Raw genomic sequence first — 26523 nt, forward strand, 5'->3', positions numbered from 1 at the left:
GGCGGCCGGGGAGCTAGGAGGCGCCCGCCATCCGGCGGACCGCCTCGGTGAGCACCTCGGGGGAGGTGGCGAAGTTGAGCCGCGTCCACTGGGTGGCCCGCGGGTCGAACTTGGCCCCCGGGACCAGCGCGACACCGCGCTCCAGGAAGGTGGCGGTCGGATCCTCCAGCCCCAGGCCGGAGCAGTCGAGCCAGGCCAGGTAGGTCGCCTCGGAGGGCGTCACCGCGACCTCGGGCAGGTGCTCGGCGAGCAGGTCGACCAGGAGCCGGCGCCGCTCCACGAGCTCACCGAGCAGCTGGTCGAGCCACTCCTCGCCGTCCTGGTACGCCACGGTCTGGGCCAGCACCGCGAGGTGCTGGGCGCCGTGGGTGACCACCTCGTGCAGCCCGTGGCCGGTCTCGTGGCCGGCGACCAGCAGGGCGGTCTTGAGCCCGGGCAGGTTCCAGGTCTTCGAGCCGCTCACCAGGGCCAGGCCGCGTCCGGCCCCGGGCACCGACAGGTACGGCGTGAAGGTGGCACCGGGGTGGACCAGCGGCGCGTGGATCTCGTCGGAGACCACGAGCACCCCGTGCTCGGCGGCGAGCCGGGCGACGGCGGCCAGCTCGTCGGCGGTGTGCACGGTCCCGGTCGGGTTCTGCGGGTTGCACAGCAGGTAGGCCGAGCCCATGCCGGCCTCCGCGAAGGCCTGGTCGAGGGCCTCCAGGTCGAGGCGGTGGTCGGCGCCCAGGGGCGCCTCCACGAGACGCCGGCGGGTGGCGGCGACGAAGCCGAAGAACGAGTCGTAGACCGGGGGGCTCACCACGACCGCCCCGCCCACCGGGACCCGGGCCTGGACGATCTCCTCGATGCCGATCATCACGTCGGGCACCTGCATCACCCGCTCGGGGTCGACCTCCCAGCCCCAGCGGCGCGCCGCGAAGCCGAGGAACGCCTCGACCAGCGGCGGGCTCCAGGCATAGCCGGTGTCCCCGCGCCGTACGGCGTCAGCGACCGCCGCGACCACCTCGGGGCACGGGACGGCGTCCATCTCGGCCACCCACAGCGGCAGCACGTCGGGCGGGTAGGCCCGCCACTTGATGCTGCTGCGGGTCGCGCGCAGCTCGTCCAGACCGGTCCCGAGGATCTCCATGCCTCCCGAGGCTAGCGACTACTCCTCGCCCACCCAGAACCCTCGGCCGCCGCCCCAGTCGCCCCAGCCGCCGAACTGGCCGCCGTAGGAGGGGTCCGGGCCCCGGGAGCCCAGGTAGCTGCCCACCACCGCGGCGCCCAGGTCGTCGAGCTCCGGGGAGACCATCCGCCCGTCGACCCGGCGGGCCATCGAGTCGATGAAGCGGGCCAGGCCGGGGTCCTCCCCCAGCCGGAAGAAGGTGGTCTGGGCGCCCAGCCGGCGGGCCGCGTCGAGCTCGCGGACCGTGTGGGCGATGGTCAGCGGGTGCGGGGGATAGCTGAACCACACCTCGCCGTCCGACTCCAGGTGGGCGGTCGGCTCACCGTCGGTGACGACCAGCAGCACCGGCTGGGCGTGGGGGTGCTTGCGGAAGTGCCGGTTGGCCAGCAGCAGCCCGTGGTGCAGGTTGGTGCCCTTGGCCCACTTGGCGTCCAGGGCGGTCAGCTCCTCGATCTCCATCACCTGGGCGTGCCGGCCGAAGGCGATCACCTGGAGCGCGTCGCCGCGGAAGCGGGAGGCGATCAGCTGGTGCAGGGCCAGCGCGGTGCGCTTCATCGGCACCCAGCGCCCGTCCATGGCCATGGAGAAGCTGGTGTCGACCAGCAGCGCCACGCACGCCTGGGTGCGGGCCTCGGTCTCGGCCACCTCGAGGTCGCCGAGCTCCAGGCGGACCCCGGCACCCGGCGAGCCGCCTCCCGAGGCGGTGCGGAGCACGGCGTTGGTCACCGTCCGGGTGACGTCCCAGGGCTCGGTGTCGCCGAACTCCCAGGCCCGCGACGAGCCGGTCAGCTCGCCGGCGGCGCCGGTCCGGCGTACGTCGCGCTGCCCCTGCCGCCCCGAGAGGCGGGTGGCCACGTCGCGCAGCAGCGAGCGGCCGAGCTGCCGCATCGCCTTGGGGCTGAGCCGCAGGTCCCCCTCGGAGCTGCGCCGCAGGTAGCCGGAGTCGCGCAGGGCACGCTCGAGCTCGGCGAGCTTGCGTGCGTCGACGGCCGCCTCGTCCCCGAGCTGGCGGGCCAGCTTGTCGAGGTCGACGTCGTCGAGCCGGGCCCCGCCGTAGGACTGCGCCAGCTGCTCGGCCAGCGCGTCGAGGTCGGCCAGGTCCTGCAGCACCCCGGTCCCGTCGCCGAGCCCGAGGCCCTCCTCGCCGTCGAAGCGCTCGGAGCCGCCCCAGTCCTCGCCGGGACGCAGCGCCTGCAGGTTGGCGTCCATCCGGGCCAGCTGCTCCATCAGCTCGGGGCTGCCGAAGGCCTGCGCGGAGAGCTCCATGAGCTCCTGACGCTGCTCGGGGGTCATCGAGTTGAGCATCCGCTGCGCGGCGGCGCTGCGGGCGGCCAGGGCGTCGAGGAGCTCGGCGATGTCCTGGGGGTTCTCGGGGAAGAAGTCGCCGTGCTTCCCCATGAACTGCTCGAAGTCCTCAGCGGTGTCCTCGCCTCGGCCGTGCTTCTCCAGCAGCTCGTTGAGGTCGGAGAGCATCTCGCTGATCGCCGCCCGGTCCTCCTCGCCGGCGCCCTCGAGGGCCTCCTTCATCCCGGCGAACCGCTGGTCGAGGAGCTCGCGACCGAGCAGGTCCTTGATCTCCTCGTAGGTCTGCCGCGCCTCGGTGCTGGCCCAGTCGTAGGACGAGAGCTCGCTGACCGCGGCCGACGGCGAGGGCGGCAGACTGTCCAGGCGCAGCTCGCGGAAGGCGCGGTCGCCGTCGTCCATCTCGGTGTCGCGCGCCAGCTGCTTGCGCTCCTCCAGCACCGCCTTCTCCAGCAGCTCCTGGACCTGGCGCAGCGTGCCGTCGAGGTCGTGGCGCTGGAGCAGCTCGCGGCGCTTCTGGGCGACCTTGGCGCCCAGCTCGTCGAGGCCTCGCTGGTCGCTGCCGCCGCGCCGCAGGAACTCGTGCATCGAGCGCTCCGGCGAGTAGCCGGCCATGACGTCCTGGCCGATGGCGTCCAACGCCTCGGCGAGGTCCACCGGCGGGGCGAGCGGGTCGCCGCCGGAGTAGCGCTGGTAGCGGCTCACGGCGTGGCCGCTCTGCGGGAGTGCTCAGCCATAGACCGTCTCCCGACCGTCGGAGTCCTTGCCGATCTTGCGGGCCAGGTAGAGACCCTCGAGCGCCAGCTCGATGGCGCAGGCGGTCTCGCCGTCGTTGCCGGCGTCGATGCGCGCGGCGATGTCGTCGTAGAGCTCGGACTCCCCCAGCACCGGCAGACCGGAGAGGAACTCCCGGGCGGTGACCCGGCCTCCGGTGGAGACGGTGGCGCCGCCCTCCAGGGCGTCGACCAGCAGGGAGAGGTCCAGGCCCCGGAAGCGCTCGCGCACGGTGCCGGCGAGGGCGGTGCGCAGCAGGTGGGTGAGGATCTCGGTCTCCCGGCCCTCCTCGCCGGTCTCGAACTCGATCTTGCCGTGCAGCACCTCGACGGCCGTCTCCAGGTCGACCACCCGGGCCACGGCCTGGTCCTCGCCCTGCACGGTGGCGCGGCGCAGCGCGGAGGCGGCGATCGTCTCGGCGCCGGCGATGGCGAACCGGGCGCTGACCCCCGAGCGCTGGTCGACGGCGGAGGACTCCCGCAGCGCCCGGGTGAAACGCGCGAGCACCTCCAGCAGCGCGTCGGGCACCTCGGCGGTCAGATGCGCCTCCTGCCGGATGACGGCCAGCTCGGCGTCGAGCTCGGTCGGGTAGTGGGTGCGGATCTCCGCGCCGAACCGGTCCTTGAGCGGGGTGATGATCCGCCCGCGGTTGGTGTAGTCCTCGGGGTTGGCGCTGGCGACCACCAGCACGTCGAGCGGGAGGCGCAGCACGTAGCCGCGGACCTGGATGTCGCGCTCCTCCATCACGTTGAGCATCGCGACCTGGATCCGCTCGGCGAGGTCGGGGAGCTCGTTGATCGCCACGATCCCCCGGTGGCTGCGCGGGATCAGCCCGAAGTGGATGGTCTCGGGGTCGCCGAGGTGGCGCCCCTCCGCGACCTTCATCGGGTCGACGTCGCCGATCAGGTCGGCGACCGAGGTGTCCGGGGTGGCCAGCTTCTCGGCGTACCGCTCGCTGCGGTGGACCCACTCGACCGGCAGCTCGTCGCCCTGCTCGGCCGCGACCCGCCGCCACTGCGGGGTGATCGGCTCGTAGGGGTGCTCGCCGAGCTCCGAGCCCGCGATCACCGGGGTCCACTCGTCGAGGAGGCCGACCAGGGTGCGCAGCAGCCGCGTCTTGCCCTGGCCGCGCTCGCCGAGCAGCACGATGTCGTGGCCGGCGATCAGCGCCCGCTCCAGCTGCGGGATCACCGTCTCCTGGAAGCCGTGCAGCCCTGGCCACGGGTCCTCGCCGGCGGCGAGCCGGGCCAGCAGGTTGCCGCGCACCTCCTCGCGCAGCGTCCTGAGCTGGTGCCCGGACTCGCGGAGCTGGCCCAGCGTCCGGGCGGCGGGTGCTTCTGTGTGGCCCTCAGGGGCGAACGTCGTCACCGTGCAAACGCTAGACCCGGGGTGCAAGCCCCCGCTGCCCCTCCGCGCTGAGGCGGCCGCTGCTGGGATCCCCGCTCAGGCGGGGATGCACGGGGTTAGTGGCCCGTGCATGCCCCACGAACCCCACGCAAGCGCCACGAACCCCAGGCCCGCCCGGCCGCCCCACTCCCACTCCCCGGCGCCGGCCGGGCGTCTGTCATTCCAGGGGCAGGTGCATGACGTGCAGGCCGACGAAGCCGTGCGCGGTTGAGCGGAAGGCGCCGGGGACGGTCCCGACCACCCGGAAGCCGAGCGAGCGCCACAGCGCGACCGCGGACGTGTTCGTCTCCACCACGGCGTTGAACTGGATGGCCCGGAAGCCAGCGTCGCGGTGCCACTGCACGACGTGCTCCCCGAGCCGCCGCCCCACGCCACGTCCCCGGGCAGCGGAGGCGACCATGAAGGAGGCGGTGCCGACGTGGTCGCCGCGTCCGGGGCGGTTGGGGCCCATCTTGGCGGTCCCGAGGATCGCCCCCTCCTCCTCCAGGACCACGCAGGCACCGGGCGGGGGGTCCAGCCACTGGGCCTTCGCCTCGTCGGCGGTCAGGTCCTCCGAGTAGGCGTAGGTCTCCCCCGCCGCGACCACCTCGGAGAAGATCGGCCAGATCGCCGGCCAGTCGGCGTCGGTCGCGGGCCGGATCCCGCCGCTCACAGCCCGGCCGCTCACAATCCGGTGGTCCCGTCCACGTTCTCACGGAGCAGGTCGCCGTGGCCCGCGTGCCGGGCGTACTCCTCGATCAGGTGCACCAGGATCCAGCGCAGGCTGACCTGCCTGCCCGACCAGCGCAGGCCGTCCTGCTCGCCGGGCCGCCCCCGCCGCGCGAGCTGCTCGAGGCCGCCCTCGGCCAGCGCGCGGTCGAGTGCCTGCTGCGAGCCGGCCACCTCGGCGTCGAAGAGGGCCAGCAGCTCCTCGGGGGTGTCCTGGCTCGCGGAGTGCCAGTCCCAGTCCGCGTCGGCGTCCCAGTCGACGTCGGCCCAGATCCCGGCCGGCTCCTCACCGTGGAAGACGACGGAGAACCACCACTGCTCGACGTACGCCAGGTGCTTGAGCAGCCCGCCGAGGGTCATCGTGGTGGGCGGCAGGGCGGTGTCGAGCTGGGCGGCGTCCAGCCCCTCGCACTGGCTGCGCACCACGGCGCGGAAGTGGTCGAGGAACCCACGCAGGGTGGTGATCTCGTCGGCGGCGGCGGGCTTGGTCGGCTTCGCGGTCTTCGCAGGCGTGGTCATGGCACGACCGTAGGCGGTGGCGACCGCGGTCGCAGCGGGTTATCCGCCCGCCACCCCGGCACGGCTCGCCTGCGGCAGCCGCTCGAGCGCCAGGTTCCGGACGCTCTCGACCACCTCGGGCGGGTGGTCGGTGATGCAGTACGCCGACCCGGCCGGGTCGCGCATCTGCGTCCACTCCTCGTAGACGCCCGCGACCTCGGCGCCGAGCGCCACGTGCCGGCGTACCTCCGCCTCGCGTTCGTCACAGCCCAGGTCGAGATGGGCACGCGCCGGACCTTCTGGCTCCTCCAGCCGTTGGACCAGCACCCGCAGCGCGCCGATCCGGGGAAACCAACGGAACTCCTCCTCCGGCGTCTCCGTCTGCTGCCAGGCGACGCCCAGGACCTTGCTCCAGAAGTCGCACTCGGCGTCGTACGCCGAGGCCGGGACGTCGAGGCAGACCTGGTCGACCATGCTGCGCCAGACGCCTCCCGAGCCGCCACGCCAGGTCGCCGGCTCGGTCGGCGTGGTCGCCGGGTGGGAGACGAAGCAGAAGGTGAGCCCGCCGGGCGAGCGCATCACCACGTAGCCGAGGTCGGCGACCGGCTCGGCGCCGTGGGCCTGGGCGTCGAGCGCAGCCTGCTGCGGGTCGGCGACGTGCAGGTCCAGGTGGAGGCGGGGCTCTCCCTCCCGCAGCCGCTGCACCCGCAGGTGGTCGTCGCCGGTCGGCGGGACCAGCGTGGCGAACTCGTCGTCCTCGCCCCGCGTCGGCGAGAGGCCGTAGCCGGTGACGCCGCGCCAGAAGGTGACAGCGCGCTCGAACTCCGGCGCGGGCAGGTCGACGAAGACGCTGAGCCAGGTAGGGGCCGCGCCGAGCAAGGTCTGGGGCATCACGGGACGGTAGCCTCGCCGGGTGCTGGTGCGGAAGTGTCCTTGCGGGTCCGGTACGGCGTACGACGCCTGCTGCGGCCGCTTCCACCGCGGCGCCGAGCGGCCCGAGACGGCGGAGCAGCTGATGCGCTCGCGCTACAGCGCCTTCGTCGTCGGCGAGCCCGACTACCTCTTCACCACCTGGCACCCGCGGACGCGGCCCGACCACGTCACCCTCGACGACCCGACGGAGTGGACGGGTCTGGAGATCCTCGACGTCGTCGCCGGCGGACCCGAGGACGACGAGGGGGTCGTGGAGTTCGTGGCGCGGTTCGAGGGTGGTCAGCTGCACGAGCGGAGCCGCTTCGCCCGGCGAGCGGGCCGGTGGGTGTACGTCGACGGGGACGTCGGTCACATTGACGGGACCTAGATTGCCGTCGTCGCCGAGCCCATACTGCCCTCATGCCGAAATTCGCGTCGGTCGACCAGTACCTCGCATCGCTGCCCGCTGAGCAGAGGGAAGTGGTGGAGGAGATCGAACGGCGGGTCCCCGTGCCACCGGCAGGCGACTCTGGTCTGGACGCCGACCTCGCGCCTTATGCCGGAGCGAAAGGCACGCTCAAGCTGCCGTACCCCGAGGTCGACTACGCCTTGATCGAGCGACTCGTGCGCCGGCTGCTTGAGACTCGCCCTTCGAAATAGCGTTGAACGATCCGCACGGGTTGTTCCACGGACCTGCCATGCTGCGGCATGACGTACGACCGGCTGTGGGAGCGCCTGGTGGAGTTCCTGAACGACTGGGGCACGGCCACCGTGACCGCGCCAGGACGCATCGCCGTCTCGTTCGCGCACCCGGACGGCTCCACCAGAACCGTGGAGATCCTGATGACCCGCGCGGAGTGGGACGACATGGTCACCATCCCGTTCGGGGAGTTCGGTGCTGCGGCCCGGGCGGTGCGCGCAACGGCGCTGGGCATGGAGGAGGACGAGCACTTCCTCGTCTACGAGGACTACACCCTGGTCGCGTCGCCCACCCCTGACCTGCCCGTCGATCCTGACGAGGCGCGCCTGGCCGAGCTGGCTCGGCAGCACCCGGAGGGCTTCGGCCGCTGGGTGGTGCTGGACGACGAGGGGAACGTCATCGACGAGTTCCCGCCGAGGTAGAGCACACCTGGGGGCCCGGGGCACAGCCAAGCCGAGTCGCCCCCCTTGGCATCACGACGATGCCGGGGAGCGCTCGATTCGCGGCAGGAGCTTGATCAACGGCCGGTTCTCCTTGTCCAGCTCGGCGACACGTTCGGCTGCATTCTGCGGCGTCCATCCGCCGTAGACGTCGCTGCCGTAGATGACGTCGTCGACGAGCGCGAACTGGTAGAGCACCCCCCACGGCGCGTCGGAAGAGGTGTAGGCAAAGGTGAACGTCGTTGTCTTCGGCCCGGCGTTCGCCTCGTCGATCGACTCGTACACCTCGGCGGAGTATGCGGTCTTCCCTCCGTACGGATCCATGAAGACGGGCCAGTCGGCCACCGCGTCGACCAGTGCCCGGAAGGCGGAGCGCGCGGCTCGCGCGTTCGGGTAACCCAGGAGTCCGCGTGTGAGGCCTGACGTACGACCGGCTTTGGGAACGCCAAGTGGGAAGGCGCCGGAGGCGGAGGCGGCCAGCGTGTCCTGGTAGCCGGACCTGTACAGCACCCCGCCCCGGGGGTGCCACTCCGGCATCTGGACCCCAGCAATGCTGCGGCTCGGCCCATCGACCTCGGTGCCGTAGGCGTCCCAACCCAGGGCCAGGGGGAACTCGTGGAACCGGACGGCGCCTCGGCCGGGCGACGCCTCGTCGCCGGGCGGTGAGCTGCTCGGCGCTGGCAGGTCGGCGGGGCGGGTGGGCTGCGCGGTGGGGCGCGAGTCGTCGTCCTCATTCGCCCCGAACATCGCCCACGAGATCACGAGCGCCAGCAGAGCGGTCGCGGCCACTCCCGCCACCCACACGAACGACGTGCTGCCCCGCCGCGGCCGCCTCACCGTGTCGGCGCGTCCGGCATCGTGCCGTTCCGGCGCTGCTCCTCGAACCGCTCCGACTGTTCCCGCTCCCTGCGATCGTCGTCGGCGTCGAGGATGCCGTGCGTCACGGCGGCGCGGACGACGAAGTAGAGGACGAGGAAGCCCAGAGCGCCGAGACCGATGAGGACCATGACCGCAGGCTAGCGGGATGTGGACCCGGCGGTCAGGGACTGCGCACTCGATCCCGCACGACTGGGTCGCGTTCGCGTCGTCCGCGACTCGGCAGGTCGGGGGCGACTATCCCGCTCGTTCAGCCCGCTCCCGACCCGCTCGAGCCAACCACGTCAACGCCTGCTCGAGCGGTGAACGCTCCTCGGGGCACGCTCCGGCCGAGGTAGAGCACACGTTGTCGACGGGGCGATCACTCCCCGACGATCCCTCGCACCTGCCCACCCTCCCAGAGAACGGTACAGCGCGCTCCGGGCTACTGCGCGCCCGGGAACCCGTGCTGACGCCAGGCCTCGTAGGTCACCACGGCCGCCGAGTTGGACAGGTTCAGCGACCGGCGGCCCGCCAGCATCGGGATCCGGACCTGCTCGGTGACCCGGGGGTGATCCAGCACCTGGGGCGACAGCCCGGTCGGCTCGGGGCCGAAGAGGAGCACGTCGTCGGGGCGGAACTCGACGTCGGTGTACCAGCGGGTCGCGTGGGCGGTGAAGGCGAAGACCCGCGAGGAGACGAGCGCCGGGGTGGCCAGGGCGGCGTCGAGGTCGGGATGGACCACCACCGAGGCCAGGTCGTGGTAGTCCAACCCCGCCCGCTTGAGCTTGGGTTCGGAGAGGTCGAAGCCGAGCGGCTCCACCAGGTGCAGGGTGGCGCCGGTCCCGGACACCATGCGGATGGCGTTTCCGGTGTTGGGCGGGATCCGGGGCTCGAGGAACATCACGTGGAACACGCCTCTCATTATCGAGGCACACTGTTCAGAGGCCCCCGCTCACGCTGTCGCCGCGGCGGCTGCCCCGACTCGAGGAGCTCCCGATGACCCTTCGCCTCGCCGCGTTGGAGTTCGACGCACTGCGCCCCCGCGAGCTGGCGGCCTTCTGGGGGCCGCTCCTCGGGCGGGAACCCGCCGCCGAGCCGGCGACGCTGGCGGGTCAGGGGGAGGCCGACTTCGACCTCCGTTTCGTCTCCACTGAGGCCGCGAAGTCCGGGCGGCACCGGATGCACTTCGACCTGACCAGCTCCTCCGCCGAGGACCAGGCACGCACCGTGGAGCTGGCGCTCGGCCGCGGCGCGCGTCACCTCGACGTGGGCCAGCGCGAGGAGGAGGGACACGTGGTGCTCGCCGACCCCGAGGGCAACGAGTTCTGCGTGATCGCGCCGGGCAACCGGTTCCTCGCCGGCACGGCCCGGATCGGCGCGCTGGCCGGTGATGGGCTCCGCGACGTCGGCCTCTTCTGGAGCGACCTGCTGGGCTGGCCCCTGGTCTGGGACCAGGACGAGCAGACAGCCGTCCAGTCCCCGCGGGGCGGCACCAAGATCAGCTGGGGCGGTCCGCCGGTCAGGCCCAAGCAGGGTCGCAACCGCTTGCGCTGGGTCCTGGAGGCCGACTCCGTGCCGCAGGAGTCCGCCCGGGCCGAGCAGCTCGGGGCGGTCGTGCTCGACGCCACCCCGGCGCGCGTCGAGCTCGCCGACCCCGAGGGCAACGAGTTCCTCCTCGTCGGCCCCGCCACGCCTCAGAACGCCCTCCACGGCGCCGCCCTGGCCCCCTAGGCTCGGGGGCATGTCGACGAGGGAGCCGGCGCGAGCCGACGGACGACGCAACAAGCAGCTGATCTCCGAGGCCGCGGCCCGGGTGCTGCTCGACGACCCGCAGGCCAGCATCGCGGAGATCGCCGAGGCGGCGGGACTGACCCGGGCGACCGTCTACCGGCACTTCCCGGACCGGGACTCGGTGACCCGGGCGGCGGTCCAGGAGACGGCCGCCCAGGTCATCCCCGCCGTGCTGGAGGAGATGCGCCCGCTGCCGTGGCCCGACGCGCTCACGCTGCTGGCCGAGCGGGTCGTCGGGCTCGGGGCCCGCTACCGCGACGTCGTGCTCGCGGTGGTGCCCCACCTGGAGGAGTCGGTGCGGCTCGCGGTCCAGGACGAGCCGATCGAGGCCGAGATCGCCGCGCGCCGCACCGTCGGAGAGGTGACCAGCCCGCTGCCCGACGACTGGCTGGCGCTCTGCGCCCGGATGGTCTGCCTCGCGGCGATCCGCCGTCTCGGGGATCCGGGAGTGGACCCTGACGAGCTCAGCCGGTGGCTGGCCCGGACGCTGCACGACGTCGTCGGCTGACCTGACAGGTCCGGCGGCGCTACCGCAGGTCGACCCAGCGCTCGCCGGTGCGCTCGGGGCACGCGCGTCCCGCGGTCAGCTCGGCGACCGCGACGTCGAGGCGCGCCGGGTCCGCGACGCCGAGCAGGAGCCGCACCCGGTCGCCGTACGCCGTGTCGAGCACCTGGAAGCCGCGGCTGCGCAGCTCCCCCTCGACCCGCCCGGCGTCGGCGTGGTCCAGCTCCACGGCGTACTCACCCAGGAGCCTGCGCTCCACGGTGCCGGCCTCGTCCAGGGCGGCGGTGACCGCGTCGCCGTACGCGCGGACCAGCCCCCCGGCGCCGAGCAGCACCCCGCCGAACCACCGGGTGACCACCGCGACGGTGTCGCTGACCCCGTGCCCGCGGAGCACCTGGAGCATCGGGGCGCCGGCGGTGCCCGACGGCTCCCCGTCGTCGGAGGAGCGCTGCACCGCTCCGGTGGGCCCCAGCCGGAACGCCGAGCAGTGGTGCCGGGCGTCCCAGTGGGCCCGGCGGGCCTCCTCGACGACCGCGCGGGCGGCCTCCTCGGTCTCCACCCGGCGCACGACGCACAGGAACCTCGACCGCTTGACCTCGAGGGTGGCCTCCGCGTCCGCGGCCAGGGTGCGGTAGGAGGTCACCGGCCCCTCACCACCATCCCAGCACCCCGCCACCGATGCGGACGATGAACCCGCCGACCACGAGCACGAAGAAGACCCGGACGAAGGCGGCGCCCCGCCCCAGGGCGGTGCGGGCCCCCAGATAGCCCCCGGCCATGTTGGCCACGCCCATCAGCAGGCCGATCCCCCACATCACCGCACCCTGAGGGACGAAGACGACCAGTGCGGCCAGGTTGGTGGCCCAGTTGGCGAGCTTGGCCTTGGCGGAGGCCTCCAGGAAGCTGTAGCCCAGGAGCCCGACGAGGGTGAAGACGAAGAACGACCCCGTCCCGGGCCCGAGCGCCCCGTCGTAGAAGCCGATCACCAGTCCGGTGCCGAGCGCCGCCGAGGTGTGGTGCCGCCCGGCGAACCGCAGCTCGGTGATCCCCCCCAGCGACGGCTTGAGCAGGACGTAGGCGCCGACCACCATGAGCGCCACCAGCACCAGGGGGTCGAAGGCCTCCCGCGGGATCAGGCCGGCCACCAGCGCACCGCCGACGGAGCCGAGGAAGGCGGCGCCCATCAGCGGCACGAAGGTGCGGGGATCGGGACGGATCCGGCGGGCGTACGTCGCGGAGCTGACGGTGGTGCCGCAGATGGAGGCCAGCTTGTTGGTGGCCAGCAGCTGGACCGGGGAGGCGCCCGGGAGCCCCACGAGGAGCGCCGGCAGCTGGATCAGACCACCCCCACCGACGACGGCGTCCACGAACCCCGCCGCCAGTGCGGCGAGCGCGAGGAGGACGACCACGTCGGTGGACAGGTCCAGAGCGCGTCCTTCCACAAGTTGCCGGTAGTTCGGGTACAAGGCGGCGCGGATCCGGCAGACTGACCGCTATGCCGCCGCCTACCGCACCCCAGGGATCCCGCCGGGCCCCGCTGGTGCTGGCAGCGATCCTACCCGTCGTGACGCTGGTGCTCTGGCTCCGCGCCGACACCCCGCTGGCCCCCAACACGGGCTTCATGCCGGCCTTCCTGACCCTGGTCCTCGCCTGTCACCTGCTGACCTCGACGATGCTCGTCGAGCACTACCGGGCCGGTGGCGGGGCGCGACTGCTGCTGCTCTCCGCGGCCTACGTGTGGTCGGCGATCTGCGTGGTCGCGCACGCCCTCACCTTCCCCGGCTTCCTGGGCCCCGAGGGCGTGCTGGGCACCGCCGAGGCCAGCGCCCCCTGGCTGTGGCTGGGCTGGAACATCGGCTTCCCGCTGCTGGTGGCGGCGGCGCTGGCCCCGTGGCCGACCGGGGTGCGCCGCTGGTTCTCCCGCCCCCAGGGCCGCAGCCTGCGCACCGCGATGGTGCACGGCGCGACGGCCCTGGCGGCGCTGGCCTTCGTGGTCGTGGCCACCCGCTTCGTGGACCTGCTCCCCGACGTGATGAAGGACCAGGACTACGGGGACTTCGCCGACAGCCACGGCTACCGCCTCTTCGCGCTCAACATGGCCGCCCTCGTCGTCGCCCTCGTCGGGGTGGTGCGCCGCGGACGGAGCGGCGAGCTGGAGACGTGGGCCCTGGTCGCGGTCGTGGCCTCGTGCTGCGACTCGTGGCTGGTGCTGACCGCGGACGCCCGGTGGACCGTCGGCTGGTACAGCGCCCGGGCGCTCGCCCTCACCGCCGCGATCATCGTGCTGCTCGCGATGCTCCGGGAGGTGACCTTCCTCTACGGCGAGGCCAAGCGCCACGCCGAGCTGATGCGCGAGCACAACGACACCCTGGTCGAGGCCCAGACGCTCCGCGAGCACATGGTCGCGGTGGTCAGCCACGACATGCGCACCCCGCTCACCGGTCTCGAGGGCTACCTGGAGGTCCTGGCCGAGGGCGACCTGCTCCCCGAGCAGGCGGACCGGGTGATCGCCCGCTCCCGCATGCTCGCCACCCGGCTGTCGCTGATGACCGAGGACCTGCTCGGCGTCGCCACCGCCGGCCGCGGCGGCCTCTCCCTCCAGCTCACCGAGGTCGACGTGGCGCGAGCGCTGACCGAGAGCGCCGCGGCCTTCCCCGACCTGGACCTCCGCGTCAGCACCGCCCGCCACCTGTGGGTGAAGGGCGACCCGCTGCGCCTCCAGCAGGTGCTGGCCAACCTGGTGCGCAACGCACAGAACTACGGCGCCGAGCCGGTGCACCTCGACGCCCGCCCGGTCGGCGACCGGTTCGTGCAGTTCAGCGTCACCGACGCCGGCGCGGGTGTCCCGGAGGAGTTCGTGCCGCAGCTCTTCGACGCCTACACCCGCGTCGAGGGCACCGGGCGGCACGGGTCCGGGCTCGGGCTCTCGGTGGTGCGCGACCTCATCACCGCCATGTCCGGCAGCGTCCACTACGACGCCCTCGACAACACCTTCCGGGTGGTGCTGCCCGGCGGCGTGCGGGCCGAGGCCGACTCCCTCCCGCCGCACGACGAGCGGGTGCTGGTCGCCGACTGACGGCGCCGGCCCCTCCTCCACCTGCTCGGGTCCGGCGCGTCAGGTCCGCCTCAGCTGCGGGCCAGCACGGCGAGCAGGTCGTGCCGGGTGACCACCCCGACCGGCTTCCCGTCCTCGTGGACGAGCACCGCGTCGGCCTTCTCGACCAGGTGGACCGCCTGGCGAGCAGCCTCGGTGGAACCGATCGTGGGCAGCGCCGGTGACATGTGCTGCTCGACGGCATCGGTCAGCTTGGCCTGGCCGGTGAAGAGGGCGTCGAGCAGGGCACGCTCCGAGACGGAGCCGGCGACCTCGGCGGCCACGATCGGAGGCTCCGCCCGGACCACCGGCATCTGCGAGACGCCGTACTCCTGGAGGATGTGGACCGCCTCGGCGATGGTCTCGCCCGGGTGGGTGTGGACCAGGGCGGGGAGGTGGCCCGACTTGCCGCGCAGCACCTCGCCCACGGTCAGGGCGTCGCTGTCGGCGACCTCGGTGGCGAAGCCGTACTGCCCGAGCCAGGCGTCGTTGAAGACCTTCGTGAGGTAGCCGCGCCCGGAGTCGGGCAGCAGCACCACGATGACGGCGTCCTCGCGGCCCTCGGCGGCCAGCTCGGCGGCGAGCTGCTTGGCGGCGAAGGCGGCCATCCCGGACGAGCCGCCGACCAGCAGCGCCTCCTCGCGGGCCAGCCGGCGGGTGAAGGCGAAGGAGTCGGCGTCGGAGACCTCGATGATCCGGTCGGCCACCGACTTGTCATAGGTCTCGGGCCAGAAGTCCTCCCCCACACCCTCGACGAGGTAGGGGCGCCCGGTGCCGCCGGAGTAGACCGAGCCGGCCGGATCGGCGCCGATGATCTGGATGTCGGGGTTGCGCTCCTTGAGGTAGCGGCCGATCCCCGAGATGGTGCCGCCGGTGCCGACCCCGGTGACGAAGTGGGTGATCGCACCCTCTGTCTGCGCCCAGATCTCCGGGCCGGTCGTCTCGTAGTGGGAGCGCGGGTTGTGCGGGTTGGAGTACTGGTCAGGCTTCCAGGCGCCGGGCTGGGAGGCGAGCCGGTCACTCACGTTGTAGTAGGAGTCCGGGTGCTCCGGGGCCACGGCGGTGGGGCAGACGACCACCTCGGCGCCGTACGCCTTGAGCACGTTGCGCTTGTCCTCGCTGACCTTGTCGGGGCAGACGAAGACGCACTTGTAGCCGCGCTCCTGGGCGACCATGGCCAGGCCGACCCCGGTGTTGCCCGAGGTGGGCTCCACGATGGTGCCGCCCGGCTGGAGCTCCCCGGAGGCCTCGGCGGCCTCGATCATCCGGGTCGCGATCCGGTCCTTCACCGAGCCGCCCGGGTTGAGGTACTCCACCTTGGCCAGCACCAGCGGACCGGGGCTGTCCTGTCCACGCTCCACCGTGAGCTCCGGCCCCAGCGAGGTGGAGAGCCTCAGCAAGGGGGTGTTGCCGATCAGGTCGAGGAGCGAGTTCACATACTGCATCCCGACAATCTAGTCCGAGTGCTGGGACAACCGTGAACTGATTAGGGTGGGGCCGTGGGGAAAGCCGCAGCCGCTCGCAAGCTCGCCGCCGCAGCCGCCTTCGGCGGGGGTGGTCTGTCCGTGCTGGGCGCGGGACTCTACGGCGTGCTCAACGTCGAGGCCCGGATCGCCCGGCGGGCCATCGGCAACACGACGGGCGCTCCGCCCGACGCCTCCGGCTGGTACGGCCGCGGCCGCCCGGGACCGGCGCTGCGGATCGCCCTGCTCGGCGACTCCAGCGCCGCCGGCTACGGCGTGCACAGCGTCGAGGACACCCCCGGCGCCGCGCTCGCCTCGGGGGTGGCCGCGGAGGCCCACCGCCGGGTGCACCTGCGCTCGGTGGCGGTGGTCGGGGCGAAGTCCTCCGACCTCGGCGGCCAGGTCGACCGGATCCTGCCCAGCACCCCGGACCTCGCGGTCATCCTGGTCGGCGCCAACGACGTCACCCACACCGTGCTGCCCTCCGCCTCGGTCCGTCACCTGGCCGAGGCCGTGCGCCGGCTCCGCGACGCCGGCACCGAGGTGCTGGTCGGCACCTGCCCCGACCTCGGCACCGTGCGGCCCATCCCACCCCCGCTCAAGCAGGTCGCGCGGGTCTGGTCGCGGCGCATCGCGGCGGCGCAGGCGATCGTGGCGGTCGACGAGGGCGGCCGGAGCGTCTCCCTGGCCACCAGCCTGGGGGCCGAGTTCGAGGCCGCCCCCGCGCTCTTCTTCGGCCCCGACCAGTTCCACCCCTCCGTGGAGGGCTACCGGTCCCTCGCGGCGGTGCTCCTGCCCTCGGCCCTCGCGGCCCTGGGTGTGGTCCCCGACGACGAGGCGACGCCCCAGGCGGGCCGTGGCGAACGGGTCATGCCGGTGGCCTCGGCCGCGGTGGAGGCCGCGCACCACACCGGCACCGAGCTCGACGGCACGGAGGTCGCCGGCTCGCAGCGGGGCCTGCGCGGCCGCTGGGTGGAGCTGCGCCACCGCGGACGCCGTCCCTCACCCGAGGCCGAGACCCCGCAGCAGGACGACGAGGAGCCCGGGGTCGACCAGCCCTCCCCCGGGGCCACCCCGGTCTGAGCGCACGTCCCCGGAGAAGCAGACAGGGCCCCGGATCTCTCCGGGGCCCTGCCTGGGGTGACGTCGTGCGGCTGGTCAGTCCTGGCTGAAGATCGCCAGGATGCGCAGCAGGTTGGTGTAGATCCAGACCAGGCTGACGGTCAGGCCGAAGGCGGCGCGCCACGACTCGCGGTCGTCCAGCCCGGCGGCGATGCCCTGCTCGACGAAGTCGAAGTCGAGGATCAGCATGAAGACACCGAGCACCAGGCCGACGACCGACATGAGCAGGCCGAGGGCACCGAAGCCGAAGAGGCCGATGTTGATGCCGGCGAAGCTGAGGACCAGCGAGAGCAGACCGAGGCCGACCATGCCGAAGACGGCGGCCATGACGCCCTTGCGGAACTTGTCACCGACCTTGATGCCGAGGAACTTGTAGGCCGCCAGGGTGCCGGCGAACGCGGCGAAGGTGCCGAAGACGGCGTTGGTGACGATGCCGTCGGCGAACTGCGCGTCGAAGAGCTTGCTGAGGCCGCCGAGGGCGACACCCTCGAGGGCGGCGAAGGCGAGCACCAGCGCCGGGCTGATGACCTTCTTGAACGAGTTGACCATCGACAGCGCGAAGGCACCGAGGGAGCCGATCATCGTGGCGGTGTAGATGCGGCTGAGCTGCTCGGTGGAGACCGCGCCGTCGAGGTCGCCGGTCCACCACCAGGTGAGGAACGCGGTGACCATGACGACACCCAGGGTGGCGGCGGTCTTCTGCACGACGGAGTCGATGCTCATCCGGCGGGCCGGAGCCTGGGTACCGGGGACGCCGGTGCCCCAGGTGCTGGGGTCGCCGTAGTCCTGGTCCTGGCCGTGGCCGGGGTAGGTCTGGTTGGCGTAGCCGTTCGCTCGCCCGTTGAACTCGGCGGACCGGGCGAACACCGGGTTGCTGCTCTTCATGGTTGGTCTCTCCTCGAGGCCTGATGCACGATCTCCCTGACCGCGCCTGACGTCCGACGCCCACTGTACGCAGCCGTCAGGACTTCCAACGTGCGGGTGACCGCTCGTGTTCCCGCGTCCTGGCTGGAATCAGCCGTGGAAACGGCGCCGCAGCCGGCCGATCAGGCCGGCGTGGTGCCGTCGTCGTGCCCCCGCTGGGACTCGAACCCAGACTGAGCCGCTTTTAAGGCGGTTTCCTCTGCCGATTGGGATACGGGGGCGTGGGCCTCGGGCCCGGTCAGAGATACGTCCGGCGAGCGTAGACGGCGTGCGCGCCGGCCACGCGGTCGAGGAAGAGCAGGCCGTCGCAGTGGTCGATCTCGTGCTGCAGGCAGCGCGCCTCGAAGGCGTCGGTGCGGAGCTCGACCTGCTCCCCGCTGCCGGGCAGCTGCCCGCGGACGAGCACGCGGGAGGCACGCTTGACGTCGCCGGTGAGGTCGGGGACGGACATGCACCCCTCGCGCGCCTTCTCGTTGCGCGAGGACTCCACCACCTCGGCGTTGCAGAGCACGAACGTGCCGTGGTGGGTGCGGGCCTTGGGGTGCTCGGAGACGTCGACGCAGAAGACCTTGGAGCCGACACCGACCTGCGGTGCCGCCAGGCCGACGCACCCCGGGGAGACCCGCATGGTGGCCACCAGGTCGGCGGCGAGCTGCACGACCTCGGGTGCGGTGGGGTCGACCCGACCGCCGTCGGCCGACAGCACCGGGGCGGGGGCGCGGACGACCTCCAGGACGCGCCCGGTCACCCCCAGCTCGCCCTCGGTCCACGCGGCGAGCCGGTCGTTGGTGGCGCTCACAGCTCGTCGGCCTCCGCGGGCCGCAGGGTGGCGCCGACGCCCAGCTCCTCGGCGGCCTGCTTGACCGCGGACTCCAGCGCGGCGGCGTCCGCGTCGGCCGGCAGGGCTACCTCGGCGACGAGCAGGTAGAGGTCGCCGGCCAGCCGGGTGGTCAGGTCGGTGATGTTGCCGCCGACCCGGGCGACCTCGGCGGCGATCCCCGAGACGATTCCCGGGCGGTCCCCGCCGTGGACGCTCAGCACCCACGAGGTGCCGGAGGCGTGCGCGGGCTCCTCGTGCGGGACCTCGCGGACCGTCACGGTGAGGGTGCCGTCGGCCGCCAGCGGGGCGAGCGCGGCCGTGACCTCGGTGTCGGCCACCTGGCCGGCGCAGATCAGCGTCATCGCGAAGTGCCCGCGCAGCAGGGTCATCGAGGTGTCCTCGATGTTGAGCCCCAGCGCGGCCAGCTTGTCGGTGGTCTCGGCGATGATCCCCGGGCGGTCGTGGCCCAGCACGGTGATCGCGTGGAGCGTCCCTGCGTCAGTCATGCGACGCATTCTCCCCCAGCCCGCCACCGCCCAGTCCGCCCCGGCCCAGGCCGCCCCCGCCCGTCCCGCCACCGCCCGTCCCGGCGCCGCCCAGGCCGGCCAGGTCGCGGGCCCGGCCCAGCACGTCGTCGAGCATCGCCGGCGTCAGGCGGCCGGTGAAGGTGTTGTGCTGCGAGGGGTGGTAGCAGCCCAGCAGGGTGAGGCCGTCGAGCGCGACCTCGGCCCCGTGGCCGAAGCGCGGCTTCGGGCGGGGCACCTCGACCCCCGCGCCCCGCAGCGCGCGCAGCGCCCCGTCCCAGCCGTAGGCCCCCAGCGCGACCACGGTCCGCAGGTGGGGTCGCAGCAGCGCGACCTCGCGGTGGATCCAGGGCGCACAGGTGTCCCGCTCCTCGGGGGTCGGCTTGTTGGCCGGGGGCGCGCAGCGGACGGTGGCGACCATCCGGGCCCCCAGCAGCCGCTGCCCGTCGCCGGCGTGCACCGAGGTGGCCCGGGTGGCGAGCCCGACCCGGTGCAGGCTGGCGAAGAGCCAGTCACCGCTGCTGTCGCCGGTGAAGACCCGGCCGGTGCGGTTGCCGCCGTTGGCGGCCGGCGCCAGCCCGACGATGAGCACCCTCGGCTCGGGCTCGCCCCAGCCCGCGATGGGCCGCCCCCAGTAGGGCTGGTCGGCGAACGAGGCGCGCTTCTCACGCGCGACGTCCTCGCGCCACCGGACCAGGCGGGGGCACGCCGAGCAGACGCTCACGCGGGCGTCGAGCTCGGTCAGGTCGTCGGTCCCGGCGAGCCGTCGTACGTCGTCCGGGGTGCGGGCGACAGGGGTGGTGGGCGCCGCCGGGTCCTCCGGCCAGCCGGTGCCGGGCGGTACCGGGGAGTCGAACTGCTGGCCGGTGAGCGGGTGCCTCACCCCCGGGCGCGCACGGGGTCCTCGTGCTCCTCCACGCCCCCAACGTACCCAGCCGCCGGCGGGGTCGGTCCCCGACGACGCCGACGTGGCAGGCCGAGGGCCGCGGTCGCGACGCCGAGCAGCAGTACGACGCCCCCGACGGTCTCGGGGACGTTGGGGGTCTCCCCCAGCACCAGCCACGCGGCGCTCATCCCGACCACCGGGACCAGGAGCGTGAACGGCACCACTGCGGAGGTGCGGTGGCGGGCCAGCAGCGAGTTCCAGATGCCGTAGCCCACCCACGACGCGAGGACGGCGGTGTAGGCCGTGGAGAGCAGGGCCGCCGTCGAGAGATGCGTGAGCGCGTGCCCGACCCGGTCGGGGCCGTCGAGCACGAGGCTGAGCAGGAGCAGCGGGACGGGCACGACGGTGGCCGACCAGACGGTGAGCTGCAGCCCGGAGGCGGCGCCGGCGCGCCGTGCCACCACGTTGCCGCACGCCCACGAGGCGGCCGCCGCCACGGTGACCAGCAGCGCCAGCAGCGGCGTCGCCGCGCTCCGCCCCAGGGCCACCACTCCCAGCCCGGCGGCACCGAGCAGCACGCCCGCGACCTGGCCGGCGGTCGGCATCTCGGCCAGGCGGACGGCGGCGAAGACGATGGTGAGCACCACCTGTGCCTGCAGGACCAGCGAGGCCAGCCCCGCCGGCATCCCCACCGCCATCGCGGAGTAGAGCAGGCCGAACTGGCCGACGCTCATGAAGAGCCCCACCAGGGCGACCTGGCGGAACGGCACCTGCGGCCGGGCGACGAAGAGGACCGCCAGCGCCACCACCACGAAGCGCAGCGCGACGAAGAGGAGCGGCGGCATGTCGTCCCCGAGGCCGAGGTCGATCGCCACGAAGTTGAGGCCCCACAGGGCGGCGACGAGGGAGGCGAGCAGGCTGTCCTTCAGGGGCATGGCGTCATCGTCCGGCACGGGCACCATGCACGTCCATCACACATTGATGGCTCTGAATCGGTAGCATCACTTCATGATCGACCTGGTCGCCCTGCAGTCCCTCCTCGCCCTCGACGCCCAGGGCACCGTCGGAGCGGCGGCCGCCACGCTCGGCTACACGCCGTCGGCCGTCTCCCAGCAGATCAAGAGGCTCGAGGGGCAGGCGGGCGTGCCGCTCACCGAGCGGGTCGGCCGCCGGGTGGTGCTCACCGAGCAGGCCAGGCTCCTCGTCGTCGAGGGCCGCGAGGTGCTGGCCCGCGTGGAGTCGTTGGAGTCCGCGCTGCTGGCACACGGCGGGGAGCTCTCCGGCTCGCTGCGCCTGGCGGCGTTCTCCACCGGAGTCCGCGGGCTGGTCGCCCCCCTCGCCGGGGAGCTGCGCCGCAGCGCACCCGACCTCGCCCTCACCGTCACCGAGCACGACCCGCCCGAGGCCGTCGAGCTCGTCGCCTCCGGGCAGGTCGACGTCGCTCTCGTCCACAGCTGGGTCGGGGTGGGGCTGCCCGTCCCGGGACGGGTGCGAGCCGAGCACCTCGGCGAGGACGTCGCGGAGCTGCTGGTCCACCGCGAGCACCCGCTGGCCGGGCGGGACCGGGTCACCCCCGAGGACCTGCTGGACGACACGTGGGCCTCGACCCACCCGGGGACCATCTGCCACGACTGGTTCACCTTCATGTTCGCCGGTCTGCGACCGCCGCGGGTCAGCTACTGGGCGTGGGAGTTCGCCTCGCAGGTCCGGCTGGTCGAGGAGGGCGTGGCGGTGGCCCTGGTGCCGCGGCTGGGCCGCGGCCCGCTCCCCGGCGACGTGGTGGCGGTGCCGGTGGAGGACCCGGTCCCGACCCGCACGATCAGGGTGCTGTGGCGCGAGACGATGGACGCGAGCCCGGCGATCCGGCACGTGCGGGAGAGCCTGGCGCTGCTGGTGGCGCAGGGTCAGACCCTGCGGCCCACCGACCAGGCGCTGCCGTCGAGGTCGACGGACGCCACGGGCGGCTGAGCGCCGGGAGAGGGATGGCTGAGGATCACTCCATGACGAGCGAGACCACAGGAGCAGGCGCCGAGCGCGTCGCCGTACTGACGTCCAGCGTCGCCGGTGCGCTGCTGGCGTCGCTGGTGCCCGCGACGGCCGGCGCGTGGCACGACGTCGCCTGGTGGGTGCTGGGCGGCGCCTTGCTCGGTGGGGCCGCCGGGCTCGTCACCACTGTCGTGGCGCGCCATGCGCCGAGCGTGGTCGCGCTCCTGTCGGGCGTGGCGGCTGCCGGGATGACCGGCGTCGCACTCGCCGCGTGGAGCGTCGGCGGGCCGCAGGACAGCCAGGATGCCGTGCTCGGACGTGGGCTGCTCGGCGCGGCGGTCGGGGTGGTCTGCGGCTTCGTCGCCCTGGTGACGGCACGTCGTCGTGGCGGCCGGGGTTAGTCCGTGCGGTGCGCCACCGACCAGGCGATGCCGTCGAGGATGTCGGACTCCGAGACGGTCCAGGTGTAGACCGACGTGCGGCGCAGCACCCGGTCGAGGATGACGGCACCGGCCCCGATCACGTCGGCGCGACCGGGGTGCATGAAGGGCATCGCCAGCCGCTCGGCCACGGTGGCGGCCACCAGCCGGTCGAGGAAGGCGTGGGTGTCGGAAGCGGACAGGACCGACTGGTCGATCGCCTCCCGGTCGTAGCCGGGGAGGTCGAGGCAGCCGGCGGCCACGGTCGTACAGGTGCCGGCCACCCCCACGACGGTGGCGGCCGAGCCGAGGTCGACCCCCGCCGCCTCAGCGCGGTCGAGCGCGGCGTCCACATCTGCCGCGCACGCCGCGACCTGCTCGGGCGTCGGAGGGTCGGCGCGGAGGTGGCGCTCGTGCAGCCGGACCGAGCCCACGTCCAGCGAGATCGAGGCCTCCGGGGAGTCCGCCCCCAGCACCAGCTCGGTGGAGCCGCCGCCGATGTCGACCACCAGCACGGGCGGCTCGGCCGGGGTCCGCAGGTTGCGGACGGCGCCGTCGAAGGCGAGCGCCGCCTCCTCCTCGCCGGCGATGACCTCGGGCAGCACCCCGAGGCGCTGCTGGACACCGCGGGCGAAGACGTCGGCGTTGCGGGCGTCCCGGGTGGCGGAGGTGGCGCAGAAGCGGATGCGCTCGGCCGGGACACCGTGCTCGGCGATCAGGACGGCGTACTCGTCGATGGCCGCGAAGCAGCGCGCCAGGGCCTCGGGGGCCAGCACGCCGGTGGTGTCGACGCCCTCTCCGAGGCGGACCATCCGCATCTCCCGGACCGCGACCTCCGGCAACGCCCCGATCAGCAGCTTGACGGTGTTGGTGCCGCAGTCGATCGCCGCGACGGGTTCGGTCACGGGGTCGGGTCCTGGTCGGGGACCACGCACGGGCCCTCGCTCCACCACTCCCCCAGCAGGTCGAGCACCTCGTCGCCCAGCGGGTTGACGCCGCGACCCTGGGCGAGCGACTGCCCCGCCAGCACGTGGAGGCACTTGACCCGGTCGGGCATCCCCCCGGCGGAGATCCCGGCGATCTCCGGGACGTCGAGCCCGGCCTCCCGGCCGATCTCGTCGCGGGCCGCCAGGTAGCGCTCGTGCGCGCCCCGGTAGGCGGCCGCGAGGTCGGGGTCGTCGGCCAACCGGGCCTGCATCTCCTTCATCAGGCCCCCGCCCTCCAGCGTCCCGATGCGGGAGGCGGCGCGGGGGCAGGTGAGGTAGTACGTCGTCGGAAACGGGGTGCCGTTGGGCAGCCGCGGCTCGGTGGTCACCACGTCGGGGTTGCCGCACGGGCAGCGGTGGCCGACCTCATGGATGCCTCTCGGCTCGCGCCCCAGCTGGGCGGCGATCGCCCGCTCGTCGCCGGCGTCGATGCGGCCCTGGCTCACTGTGCCTCTTCCTTCTTGCTCTGCTTCACACCGTCGATCCTGTCGGTCGGCTCCGGAGCCGGGGGCGGCGGGTTCCCGGCCAGCTCGACGGAGTCCCACGCCTCGCTCCACCAGGGGGTGGGGGTCTGGTCCCCCACGGTCTCCGGGTCGGGGAGACCGTCGCGGCCGTCCAGCGGGTTGCCCTCCTCGTCGACCACCTGGAAGCCGGTCTCACCCGGCAGCAGGTAGCCGAACCGGGCCCGCGCCTGGGCGCGCACGAAGGCCGGGTCCTCCCACCGGCTCTTCTCCCGCTCGAGCTCGGCGATGTTGGCCCGCCGCTCCTCGATGCTGGACCGGGTCTCGTCGATGTGCGCGCGCTGGTCGAGGTAGGCACGCAGCGACGAGGCGTAGGAGACCGCCAGCACGGCGAGGACGAGGAGCAGCACCCCGGCCCGGCCGGTGAGCCGGGGCCGGCGCCGCCCAGTGGGTGCCCCGGGACCTCCGGGCACCTGCGGCTGCTCGCCGGTCCGGGGACCGGCGCTCCGGGAGGGGCCGCCGACAGCCCGGCCGCGCGGTGCGGGACCGCGCTGACCGGGCCGTCGGGTGCCTCCGGGGGTTGACCGGGGGGTACGTCGCGTCGCCATCAGGCGACCAGTCTCCCTCGCTCAGGCAGTGAAACGCGGGAACGCGGCCGCACCGGCGTAGCGTGCCGCGTCGCCGAGCTGGTCCTCGATGCGGAGCAGCTGGTTGTACTTCGCTACCCGCTCGGACCGGGCGGGCGCACCGGTCTTGATCTGGCCGCAGTTGGTGGCCACCGCCAGGTCGGCGATCGTGGTGTCCTCGGTCTCGCCGGAGCGGTGGCTCATCATGTTGCGGTAGCCGGCGCGGTGGGCGAGGTCGACGGCGTCGAGCGTCTCGGTGAGCGAGCCGATCTGGTTGACCTTGACCAGCATCGCGTTGGCCTGGCCGCCGGTGATGCCGCGCTGCAGCCGCTGGACGTTGGTGACGAAGAGGTCGTCGCCGACCAGCTGCGTGCGGGCGCCGAGCGAGTCGGTGATGGCCTTCCAGCCGTCCCAGTCCTCCTCGTCGAGCGGGTCCTCGATCGAGACGATCGGGTAGGAGGAGACCAGGTCGGTGTAGTAGGCGATCATCTGGTCGGCCGACTTGCTGCCGCCCTCGAAGGTGTAGGCGCCGTTCTCGCAGAACTCGGTGGCGGCCACGTCGAGGGCGAGCACCACGTCGCTGCCGAGGCTCAGACCGGTCTGGCCGACGGCCTCGGCGATCAGGTCGAGGGCGTCGCGGTTGGAGGGCAGCTCGGGGGCGAAGCCGCCCTCGTCGCCGACGCCGGTCGAGAGGCCCCTCTTCTTCAGCACGGCCTTGAGGGCGTGGTAGACCTCGGCACCCTGCTGCAGCGCCTCACCGAAGGTGGGGGCGCCGATCGGGGCGACCATGAACTCCTGGATGTCGACGTTGGTGTCGGCGTGCGCGCCACCGTTGAGGATGTTCATCATCGGGACGGGGAGCAGGTGGGCGTTGGGGCCGCCGACGTAGCGGAAGAGCGGCAGGCCGGCCGACTCGGCACCGGCCCGCGCGACGGCGAGCGAGACGCCGAGGATGGCGTTGGCGCCGAGCTTGGACTTGTTGTCGGTCCCGTCGAGGTCGATCATCACCTGGTCGACGAGGCGCTGGTCGTCGGCCTCCAGGCCGATCAGGGCCGGGCCGATCTGCTCGATGACGGCCTGCACCGCCTTGGCGACGCCCTTGCCGCCGTACCGCTTGGTGCCGTCGCGCAGCTCGACCGCCTCGAAGGCGCCGGTGGAGGCGCCGGAGGGGACGCCGGCGCGGCCGAACGAGCCGTCGTCGAGGAGGACCTCGACCTCGACGGTGGGGTTGCCGCGCGAGTCGAGGATCTCGCGGGCGCCGACAAGTTCGATGGATGCCACGGTGCTGCTCCTGAGGGGTAGGCGAGGGGTGTCCAGGTTCGCCGCTCACCTTAGTGCGCCCCCTCGCCGGCGCCCGGGCCCCGCCCAGGAAGCAGCCCCCGCCCCCGCCCTCCGGCGCCGCGTCCCGCAGGCCGGACCCCGTCGGGACGTCATCGTCATGGGTCGTTCCGACGACCCCTCGTGATGACGTCCGGCGGGAGGGAGGTGCTCACGCCAAGCGGCGTACGGCGTCGCGGAGCGCCTGCTCCGAGTCGATGCCGTCGGCGCGGGCCCGGGCGACGAGGGCCAGCAGTTCCTGCCCGACCTCGTCGGACGTCATCGCCTCCGGCGGCTCCGACGACCCCTCGTGATGACGGCCCGCGGGAGGGAGGGAGGAGCGGCCCGCGCGCTCAAGTCGGTCGAGCACCTTGTCGGCCAGCAGCAGGGCGGGAAGACCGGGCGGGAGCCCGTCGAAGACGGAGTCGCGCTGCTTCTCGCCGGCCTTCGCCTGCTCCCAGAGCTCGTTGACGGCCGCAGCGTCCAGCGGGGCGCCCGCGGAGGCGGCGTCGCCGAAGACGTGCGGGTTGCGCCGCCGCATCTTCTCCACGATGCCGCGCGCCACCTCGTCGAGGGTGAAGGTCCCGGCCTCCTCGGCGACGGCGGCGTGGAAGTAGACCTGGAGCAGCAGGTCGCCGAGCTCCTCGCGGAGGTGCTCCCACTCCCCCGTGGCGTCACCGACGTCGATCGCCTCGAGCGTCTCCCACGTCTCCTCCAGCAGGTGACGCTGGAGCGACCGGTGGGTCTGAGCGGCCTTCCAGGGGCACTCGGCACGGAGCCGCCGCATCACCGAGGCGAGCTCCAGCAGGGGCTGCTCCTCCGGGGCCACGGC

General features: G+C 73.4%; 31 protein-coding genes and 1 tRNA gene. 9 read left to right on the forward strand and 23 right to left on the reverse strand.

The window, feature by feature from the left end; genetic code table 11:
• Window positions 1-13 precede the first annotated feature (13 nt).
• From AC3X7R_RS00910 to AC3X7R_RS00935, 6 genes are all read right to left on the reverse strand, one after another.
• A complete protein-coding gene (locus AC3X7R_RS00910; protein WP_489963661.1) occupies window positions 14-1129 on the reverse strand; it encodes a MalY/PatB family protein in 1116 nt (371 codons plus the stop codon).
• An 18-nt stretch (window positions 1130-1147) separates the two neighbouring features.
• Window positions 1148-3175, reverse strand: coding sequence for a vWA domain-containing protein (locus tag AC3X7R_RS00915; protein WP_489963662.1), 2028 nt, complete (start codon window positions 3173-3175; stop codon window positions 1148-1150).
• 24 nt (window positions 3176-3199) lie between these two features.
• Window positions 3200-4612: a sigma 54-interacting transcriptional regulator gene (locus AC3X7R_RS00920; protein WP_489963663.1), complete on the reverse strand. Its 1413-nt coding sequence runs from the start codon at window positions 4610-4612 to the stop codon at window positions 3200-3202.
• A 196-nt stretch (window positions 4613-4808) separates the two neighbouring features.
• Window positions 4809-5303: a GNAT family N-acetyltransferase gene (locus AC3X7R_RS00925; RefSeq protein WP_489963664.1), complete on the reverse strand. Its 495-nt coding sequence runs from the start codon at window positions 5301-5303 to the stop codon at window positions 4809-4811.
• 11 nt (window positions 5304-5314) lie between these two features.
• Window positions 5315-5878: a DinB family protein gene (locus AC3X7R_RS00930; RefSeq protein ID WP_489963665.1), complete on the reverse strand. Its 564-nt coding sequence runs from the start codon at window positions 5876-5878 to the stop codon at window positions 5315-5317.
• Between the two features lie 39 nt (window positions 5879-5917).
• On the reverse strand, window positions 5918-6748 hold the full coding sequence (locus AC3X7R_RS00935) for a VOC family protein (protein WP_489963666.1): 831 nt from the start codon (window positions 6746-6748) through the stop codon (window positions 5918-5920).
• Window positions 6749-6770: 22 nt separating this feature from the next.
• On the opposite strand from AC3X7R_RS00935, the gene AC3X7R_RS00940 reads away from it, so the two are divergent.
• The 3 genes from AC3X7R_RS00940 to AC3X7R_RS00950 are packed head-to-tail and all read left to right on the forward strand — an operon-like array spanning window position 6771 to window position 7891.
• A complete protein-coding gene (locus AC3X7R_RS00940) occupies window positions 6771-7157 on the forward strand; it encodes a YchJ family protein (RefSeq protein WP_489963667.1) in 387 nt (128 codons plus the stop codon).
• A gap of 32 nt (window positions 7158-7189) precedes the next feature.
• Window positions 7190-7429, forward strand: a complete 240-nt coding sequence (locus tag AC3X7R_RS00945; protein WP_489963668.1) for a hypothetical protein — start codon at window positions 7190-7192, stop codon at window positions 7427-7429.
• Window positions 7430-7477: 48 nt separating this feature from the next.
• Entirely contained in the window at window positions 7478-7891 is a 414-nt protein-coding gene (locus AC3X7R_RS00950; RefSeq protein WP_489963669.1) for a hypothetical protein, read from the forward strand.
• A gap of 51 nt (window positions 7892-7942) precedes the next feature.
• On the opposite strand, the gene AC3X7R_RS00955 is transcribed toward AC3X7R_RS00950, so the two are convergent.
• From AC3X7R_RS00955 to AC3X7R_RS00965, 3 genes are all read right to left on the reverse strand, one after another.
• Window positions 7943-8698, reverse strand: a complete 756-nt coding sequence (locus AC3X7R_RS00955; RefSeq protein WP_489963670.1) for a hypothetical protein — start codon at window positions 8696-8698, stop codon at window positions 7943-7945.
• Between the two features lie 44 nt (window positions 8699-8742).
• The gene (locus AC3X7R_RS00960; RefSeq protein WP_489963671.1) at window positions 8743-8916 is read right to left on the reverse strand and encodes a hypothetical protein; all 174 of its coding nucleotides are present in this window, start codon (window positions 8914-8916) and stop codon (window positions 8743-8745) included.
• 293 nt (window positions 8917-9209) lie between these two features.
• Window positions 9210-9680, reverse strand: coding sequence for a tRNA (cytidine(34)-2'-O)-methyltransferase (locus AC3X7R_RS00965; protein ID WP_489963672.1), 471 nt, complete (start codon window positions 9678-9680; stop codon window positions 9210-9212).
• A gap of 83 nt (window positions 9681-9763) precedes the next feature.
• On the opposite strand from AC3X7R_RS00965, the gene AC3X7R_RS00970 reads away from it, so the two are divergent.
• Entirely contained in the window at window positions 9764-10498 is a 735-nt protein-coding gene (locus AC3X7R_RS00970) for a VOC family protein (RefSeq protein WP_489963673.1), read from the forward strand.
• A 10-nt stretch (window positions 10499-10508) separates the two neighbouring features.
• Window positions 10509-11066: a TetR/AcrR family transcriptional regulator gene (locus AC3X7R_RS00975; RefSeq protein ID WP_489963674.1), complete on the forward strand. Its 558-nt coding sequence runs from the start codon at window positions 10509-10511 to the stop codon at window positions 11064-11066.
• 19 nt (window positions 11067-11085) lie between these two features.
• Here AC3X7R_RS00975 and AC3X7R_RS00980 read toward each other — a convergent pair whose 3' ends face one another.
• Window positions 11086-11706 carry a YigZ family protein gene (locus AC3X7R_RS00980; RefSeq protein ID WP_489963675.1) on the reverse strand — a complete coding sequence of 207 codons (621 nt, stop codon included), beginning with the start codon at window positions 11704-11706 and terminating at the stop codon, window positions 11086-11088.
• A 7-nt stretch (window positions 11707-11713) separates the two neighbouring features.
• Entirely contained in the window at window positions 11714-12505 is a 792-nt protein-coding gene (locus tag AC3X7R_RS00985) for a TSUP family transporter (RefSeq protein ID WP_489963676.1), read from the reverse strand.
• Between the two features lie 122 nt (window positions 12506-12627).
• Between AC3X7R_RS00985 and AC3X7R_RS00990 the strand changes: the two genes are divergently transcribed.
• Window positions 12628-14139, forward strand: a complete 1512-nt coding sequence (locus AC3X7R_RS00990; protein ID WP_489963677.1) for a sensor histidine kinase — start codon at window positions 12628-12630, stop codon at window positions 14137-14139.
• Between the two features lie 50 nt (window positions 14140-14189).
• On the opposite strand, the gene AC3X7R_RS00995 is transcribed toward AC3X7R_RS00990, so the two are convergent.
• Window positions 14190-15602: a cystathionine beta-synthase gene (locus AC3X7R_RS00995; protein WP_489963678.1), complete on the reverse strand. Its 1413-nt coding sequence runs from the start codon at window positions 15600-15602 to the stop codon at window positions 14190-14192.
• A gap of 54 nt (window positions 15603-15656) precedes the next feature.
• On the opposite strand from AC3X7R_RS00995, the gene AC3X7R_RS01000 reads away from it, so the two are divergent.
• Window positions 15657-16703, forward strand: coding sequence for an SGNH/GDSL hydrolase family protein (locus AC3X7R_RS01000; protein ID WP_489963679.1), 1047 nt, complete (start codon window positions 15657-15659; stop codon window positions 16701-16703).
• Window positions 16704-16778: 75 nt separating this feature from the next.
• On the opposite strand, the gene AC3X7R_RS01005 is transcribed toward AC3X7R_RS01000, so the two are convergent.
• The 6 genes from AC3X7R_RS01005 to AC3X7R_RS01030 form a co-directional block, all read right to left on the reverse strand.
• Window positions 16779-17627 (reverse strand): Bax inhibitor-1/YccA family protein, encoded by an 849-nt coding sequence (locus AC3X7R_RS01005; RefSeq protein ID WP_489963680.1) that lies wholly within the window; start codon window positions 17625-17627, stop codon window positions 16779-16781.
• A gap of 186 nt (window positions 17628-17813) precedes the next feature.
• Window positions 17814-17887: transfer RNA gene (locus AC3X7R_RS01010), tRNA-Leu, on the reverse strand.
• 17 nt (window positions 17888-17904) lie between these two features.
• Window positions 17905-18465, reverse strand: coding sequence for a peptide deformylase (gene def / locus AC3X7R_RS01015; RefSeq protein WP_489963681.1), 561 nt, complete (start codon window positions 18463-18465; stop codon window positions 17905-17907).
• On the reverse strand, window positions 18462-18992 hold the full coding sequence (locus AC3X7R_RS01020; RefSeq protein WP_489963682.1) for a glycine cleavage system transcriptional repressor: 531 nt from the start codon (window positions 18990-18992) through the stop codon (window positions 18462-18464). The genes def and AC3X7R_RS01020 overlap by 4 nt, the downstream gene beginning before the upstream one ends.
• Window positions 18985-19893 (reverse strand): uracil-DNA glycosylase, encoded by a 909-nt coding sequence (locus AC3X7R_RS01025; protein ID WP_489963683.1) that lies wholly within the window; start codon window positions 19891-19893, stop codon window positions 18985-18987. The genes AC3X7R_RS01020 and AC3X7R_RS01025 overlap by 8 nt, the downstream gene beginning before the upstream one ends.
• Window positions 19890-20831: an EamA family transporter gene (locus tag AC3X7R_RS01030; RefSeq protein ID WP_489963684.1), complete on the reverse strand. Its 942-nt coding sequence runs from the start codon at window positions 20829-20831 to the stop codon at window positions 19890-19892. The genes AC3X7R_RS01025 and AC3X7R_RS01030 overlap by 4 nt, the downstream gene beginning before the upstream one ends.
• Before the next feature lie 73 nt (window positions 20832-20904).
• Here AC3X7R_RS01030 and AC3X7R_RS01035 point away from each other — a divergent pair, with 73 nt between their 5' ends.
• Together AC3X7R_RS01035 and AC3X7R_RS01040 are read left to right on the forward strand one after the other, a co-directional pair.
• Window positions 20905-21864: a LysR family transcriptional regulator gene (locus AC3X7R_RS01035; protein WP_489963685.1), complete on the forward strand. Its 960-nt coding sequence runs from the start codon at window positions 20905-20907 to the stop codon at window positions 21862-21864.
• A 32-nt stretch (window positions 21865-21896) separates the two neighbouring features.
• Window positions 21897-22283, forward strand: coding sequence for a hypothetical protein (locus AC3X7R_RS01040; protein WP_489963686.1), 387 nt, complete (start codon window positions 21897-21899; stop codon window positions 22281-22283).
• Here the strand turns inward: AC3X7R_RS01040 and AC3X7R_RS01045 are convergent.
• From AC3X7R_RS01045 to AC3X7R_RS01065, 5 genes are all read right to left on the reverse strand, one after another.
• The gene (locus tag AC3X7R_RS01045; RefSeq protein WP_489963687.1) at window positions 22280-23206 is read right to left on the reverse strand and encodes a Ppx/GppA phosphatase family protein; all 927 of its coding nucleotides are present in this window, start codon (window positions 23204-23206) and stop codon (window positions 22280-22282) included. The two genes, AC3X7R_RS01040 and AC3X7R_RS01045, sit on opposite strands and share 4 nt — an antisense overlap.
• Complete coding sequence (locus AC3X7R_RS01050; RefSeq protein ID WP_489963688.1) at window positions 23203-23733, reverse strand: DUF501 domain-containing protein; 531 nt, start codon at window positions 23731-23733, stop codon at window positions 23203-23205. The genes AC3X7R_RS01045 and AC3X7R_RS01050 overlap by 4 nt, the downstream gene beginning before the upstream one ends.
• The gene (locus AC3X7R_RS01055) at window positions 23730-24221 is read right to left on the reverse strand and encodes an FtsB family cell division protein (protein ID WP_489963689.1); all 492 of its coding nucleotides are present in this window, start codon (window positions 24219-24221) and stop codon (window positions 23730-23732) included. Before AC3X7R_RS01055 ends, AC3X7R_RS01050 begins: the two co-directional genes overlap by 4 nt.
• Window positions 24222-24377: 156 nt before the next feature.
• Complete coding sequence (eno, locus tag AC3X7R_RS01060) at window positions 24378-25655, reverse strand: phosphopyruvate hydratase (protein WP_489963690.1); 1278 nt, start codon at window positions 25653-25655, stop codon at window positions 24378-24380.
• 208 nt (window positions 25656-25863) lie between these two features.
• Entirely contained in the window at window positions 25864-26520 is a 657-nt protein-coding gene (locus AC3X7R_RS01065; RefSeq protein ID WP_489963691.1) for a MazG nucleotide pyrophosphohydrolase domain-containing protein, read from the reverse strand.
• Window positions 26521-26523 lie beyond the last annotated feature (3 nt).

The sequence above is a fragment of the Nocardioides sp. Z22_16 genome (assembly GCF_058134365.1).

Bases quoted from the DNA above. Each gene is read 5' to 3' on its own strand.
- AC3X7R_RS00910 (WP_489963661.1), bottom strand. From the start codon at position 1,129: ATGGAGATCCTCGGGACCGGTCTGGACGAGCTGCGCGCGACCCGCAGC.
- AC3X7R_RS00930 (WP_489963665.1), bottom strand. From the start codon at position 5,878: ATGACCACGCCTGCGAAGACCGCGAAGCCGACCAAGCCCGCCGCCGCC.
- AC3X7R_RS00935 (WP_489963666.1), bottom strand. From the start codon at position 6,748: ATGCCCCAGACCTTGCTCGGCGCGGCCCCTACCTGGCTCAGCGTCTTC.
- AC3X7R_RS00945 (WP_489963668.1), top strand. From the start codon at position 7,190: ATGCCGAAATTCGCGTCGGTCGACCAGTACCTCGCATCGCTGCCCGCT.
- AC3X7R_RS00950 (WP_489963669.1), top strand. From the start codon at position 7,478: ATGACGTACGACCGGCTGTGGGAGCGCCTGGTGGAGTTCCTGAACGAC.
- AC3X7R_RS00960 (WP_489963671.1), bottom strand. From the start codon at position 8,916: ATGGTCCTCATCGGTCTCGGCGCTCTGGGCTTCCTCGTCCTCTACTTC.
- AC3X7R_RS00970 (WP_489963673.1), top strand. From the start codon at position 9,764: ATGACCCTTCGCCTCGCCGCGTTGGAGTTCGACGCACTGCGCCCCCGC.
- AC3X7R_RS00975 (WP_489963674.1), top strand. From the start codon at position 10,509: ATGTCGACGAGGGAGCCGGCGCGAGCCGACGGACGACGCAACAAGCAG.
- AC3X7R_RS00995 (WP_489963678.1), bottom strand. From the start codon at position 15,602: ATGCAGTATGTGAACTCGCTCCTCGACCTGATCGGCAACACCCCCTTG.
- AC3X7R_RS01005 (WP_489963680.1), bottom strand. From the start codon at position 17,627: ATGAAGAGCAGCAACCCGGTGTTCGCCCGGTCCGCCGAGTTCAACGGG.
- AC3X7R_RS01020 (WP_489963682.1), bottom strand. From the start codon at position 18,992: ATGACTGACGCAGGGACGCTCCACGCGATCACCGTGCTGGGCCACGAC.
- AC3X7R_RS01030 (WP_489963684.1), bottom strand. From the start codon at position 20,831: ATGCCCCTGAAGGACAGCCTGCTCGCCTCCCTCGTCGCCGCCCTGTGG.
- AC3X7R_RS01035 (WP_489963685.1), top strand. From the start codon at position 20,905: ATGATCGACCTGGTCGCCCTGCAGTCCCTCCTCGCCCTCGACGCCCAG.
- AC3X7R_RS01040 (WP_489963686.1), top strand. From the start codon at position 21,897: ATGACGAGCGAGACCACAGGAGCAGGCGCCGAGCGCGTCGCCGTACTG.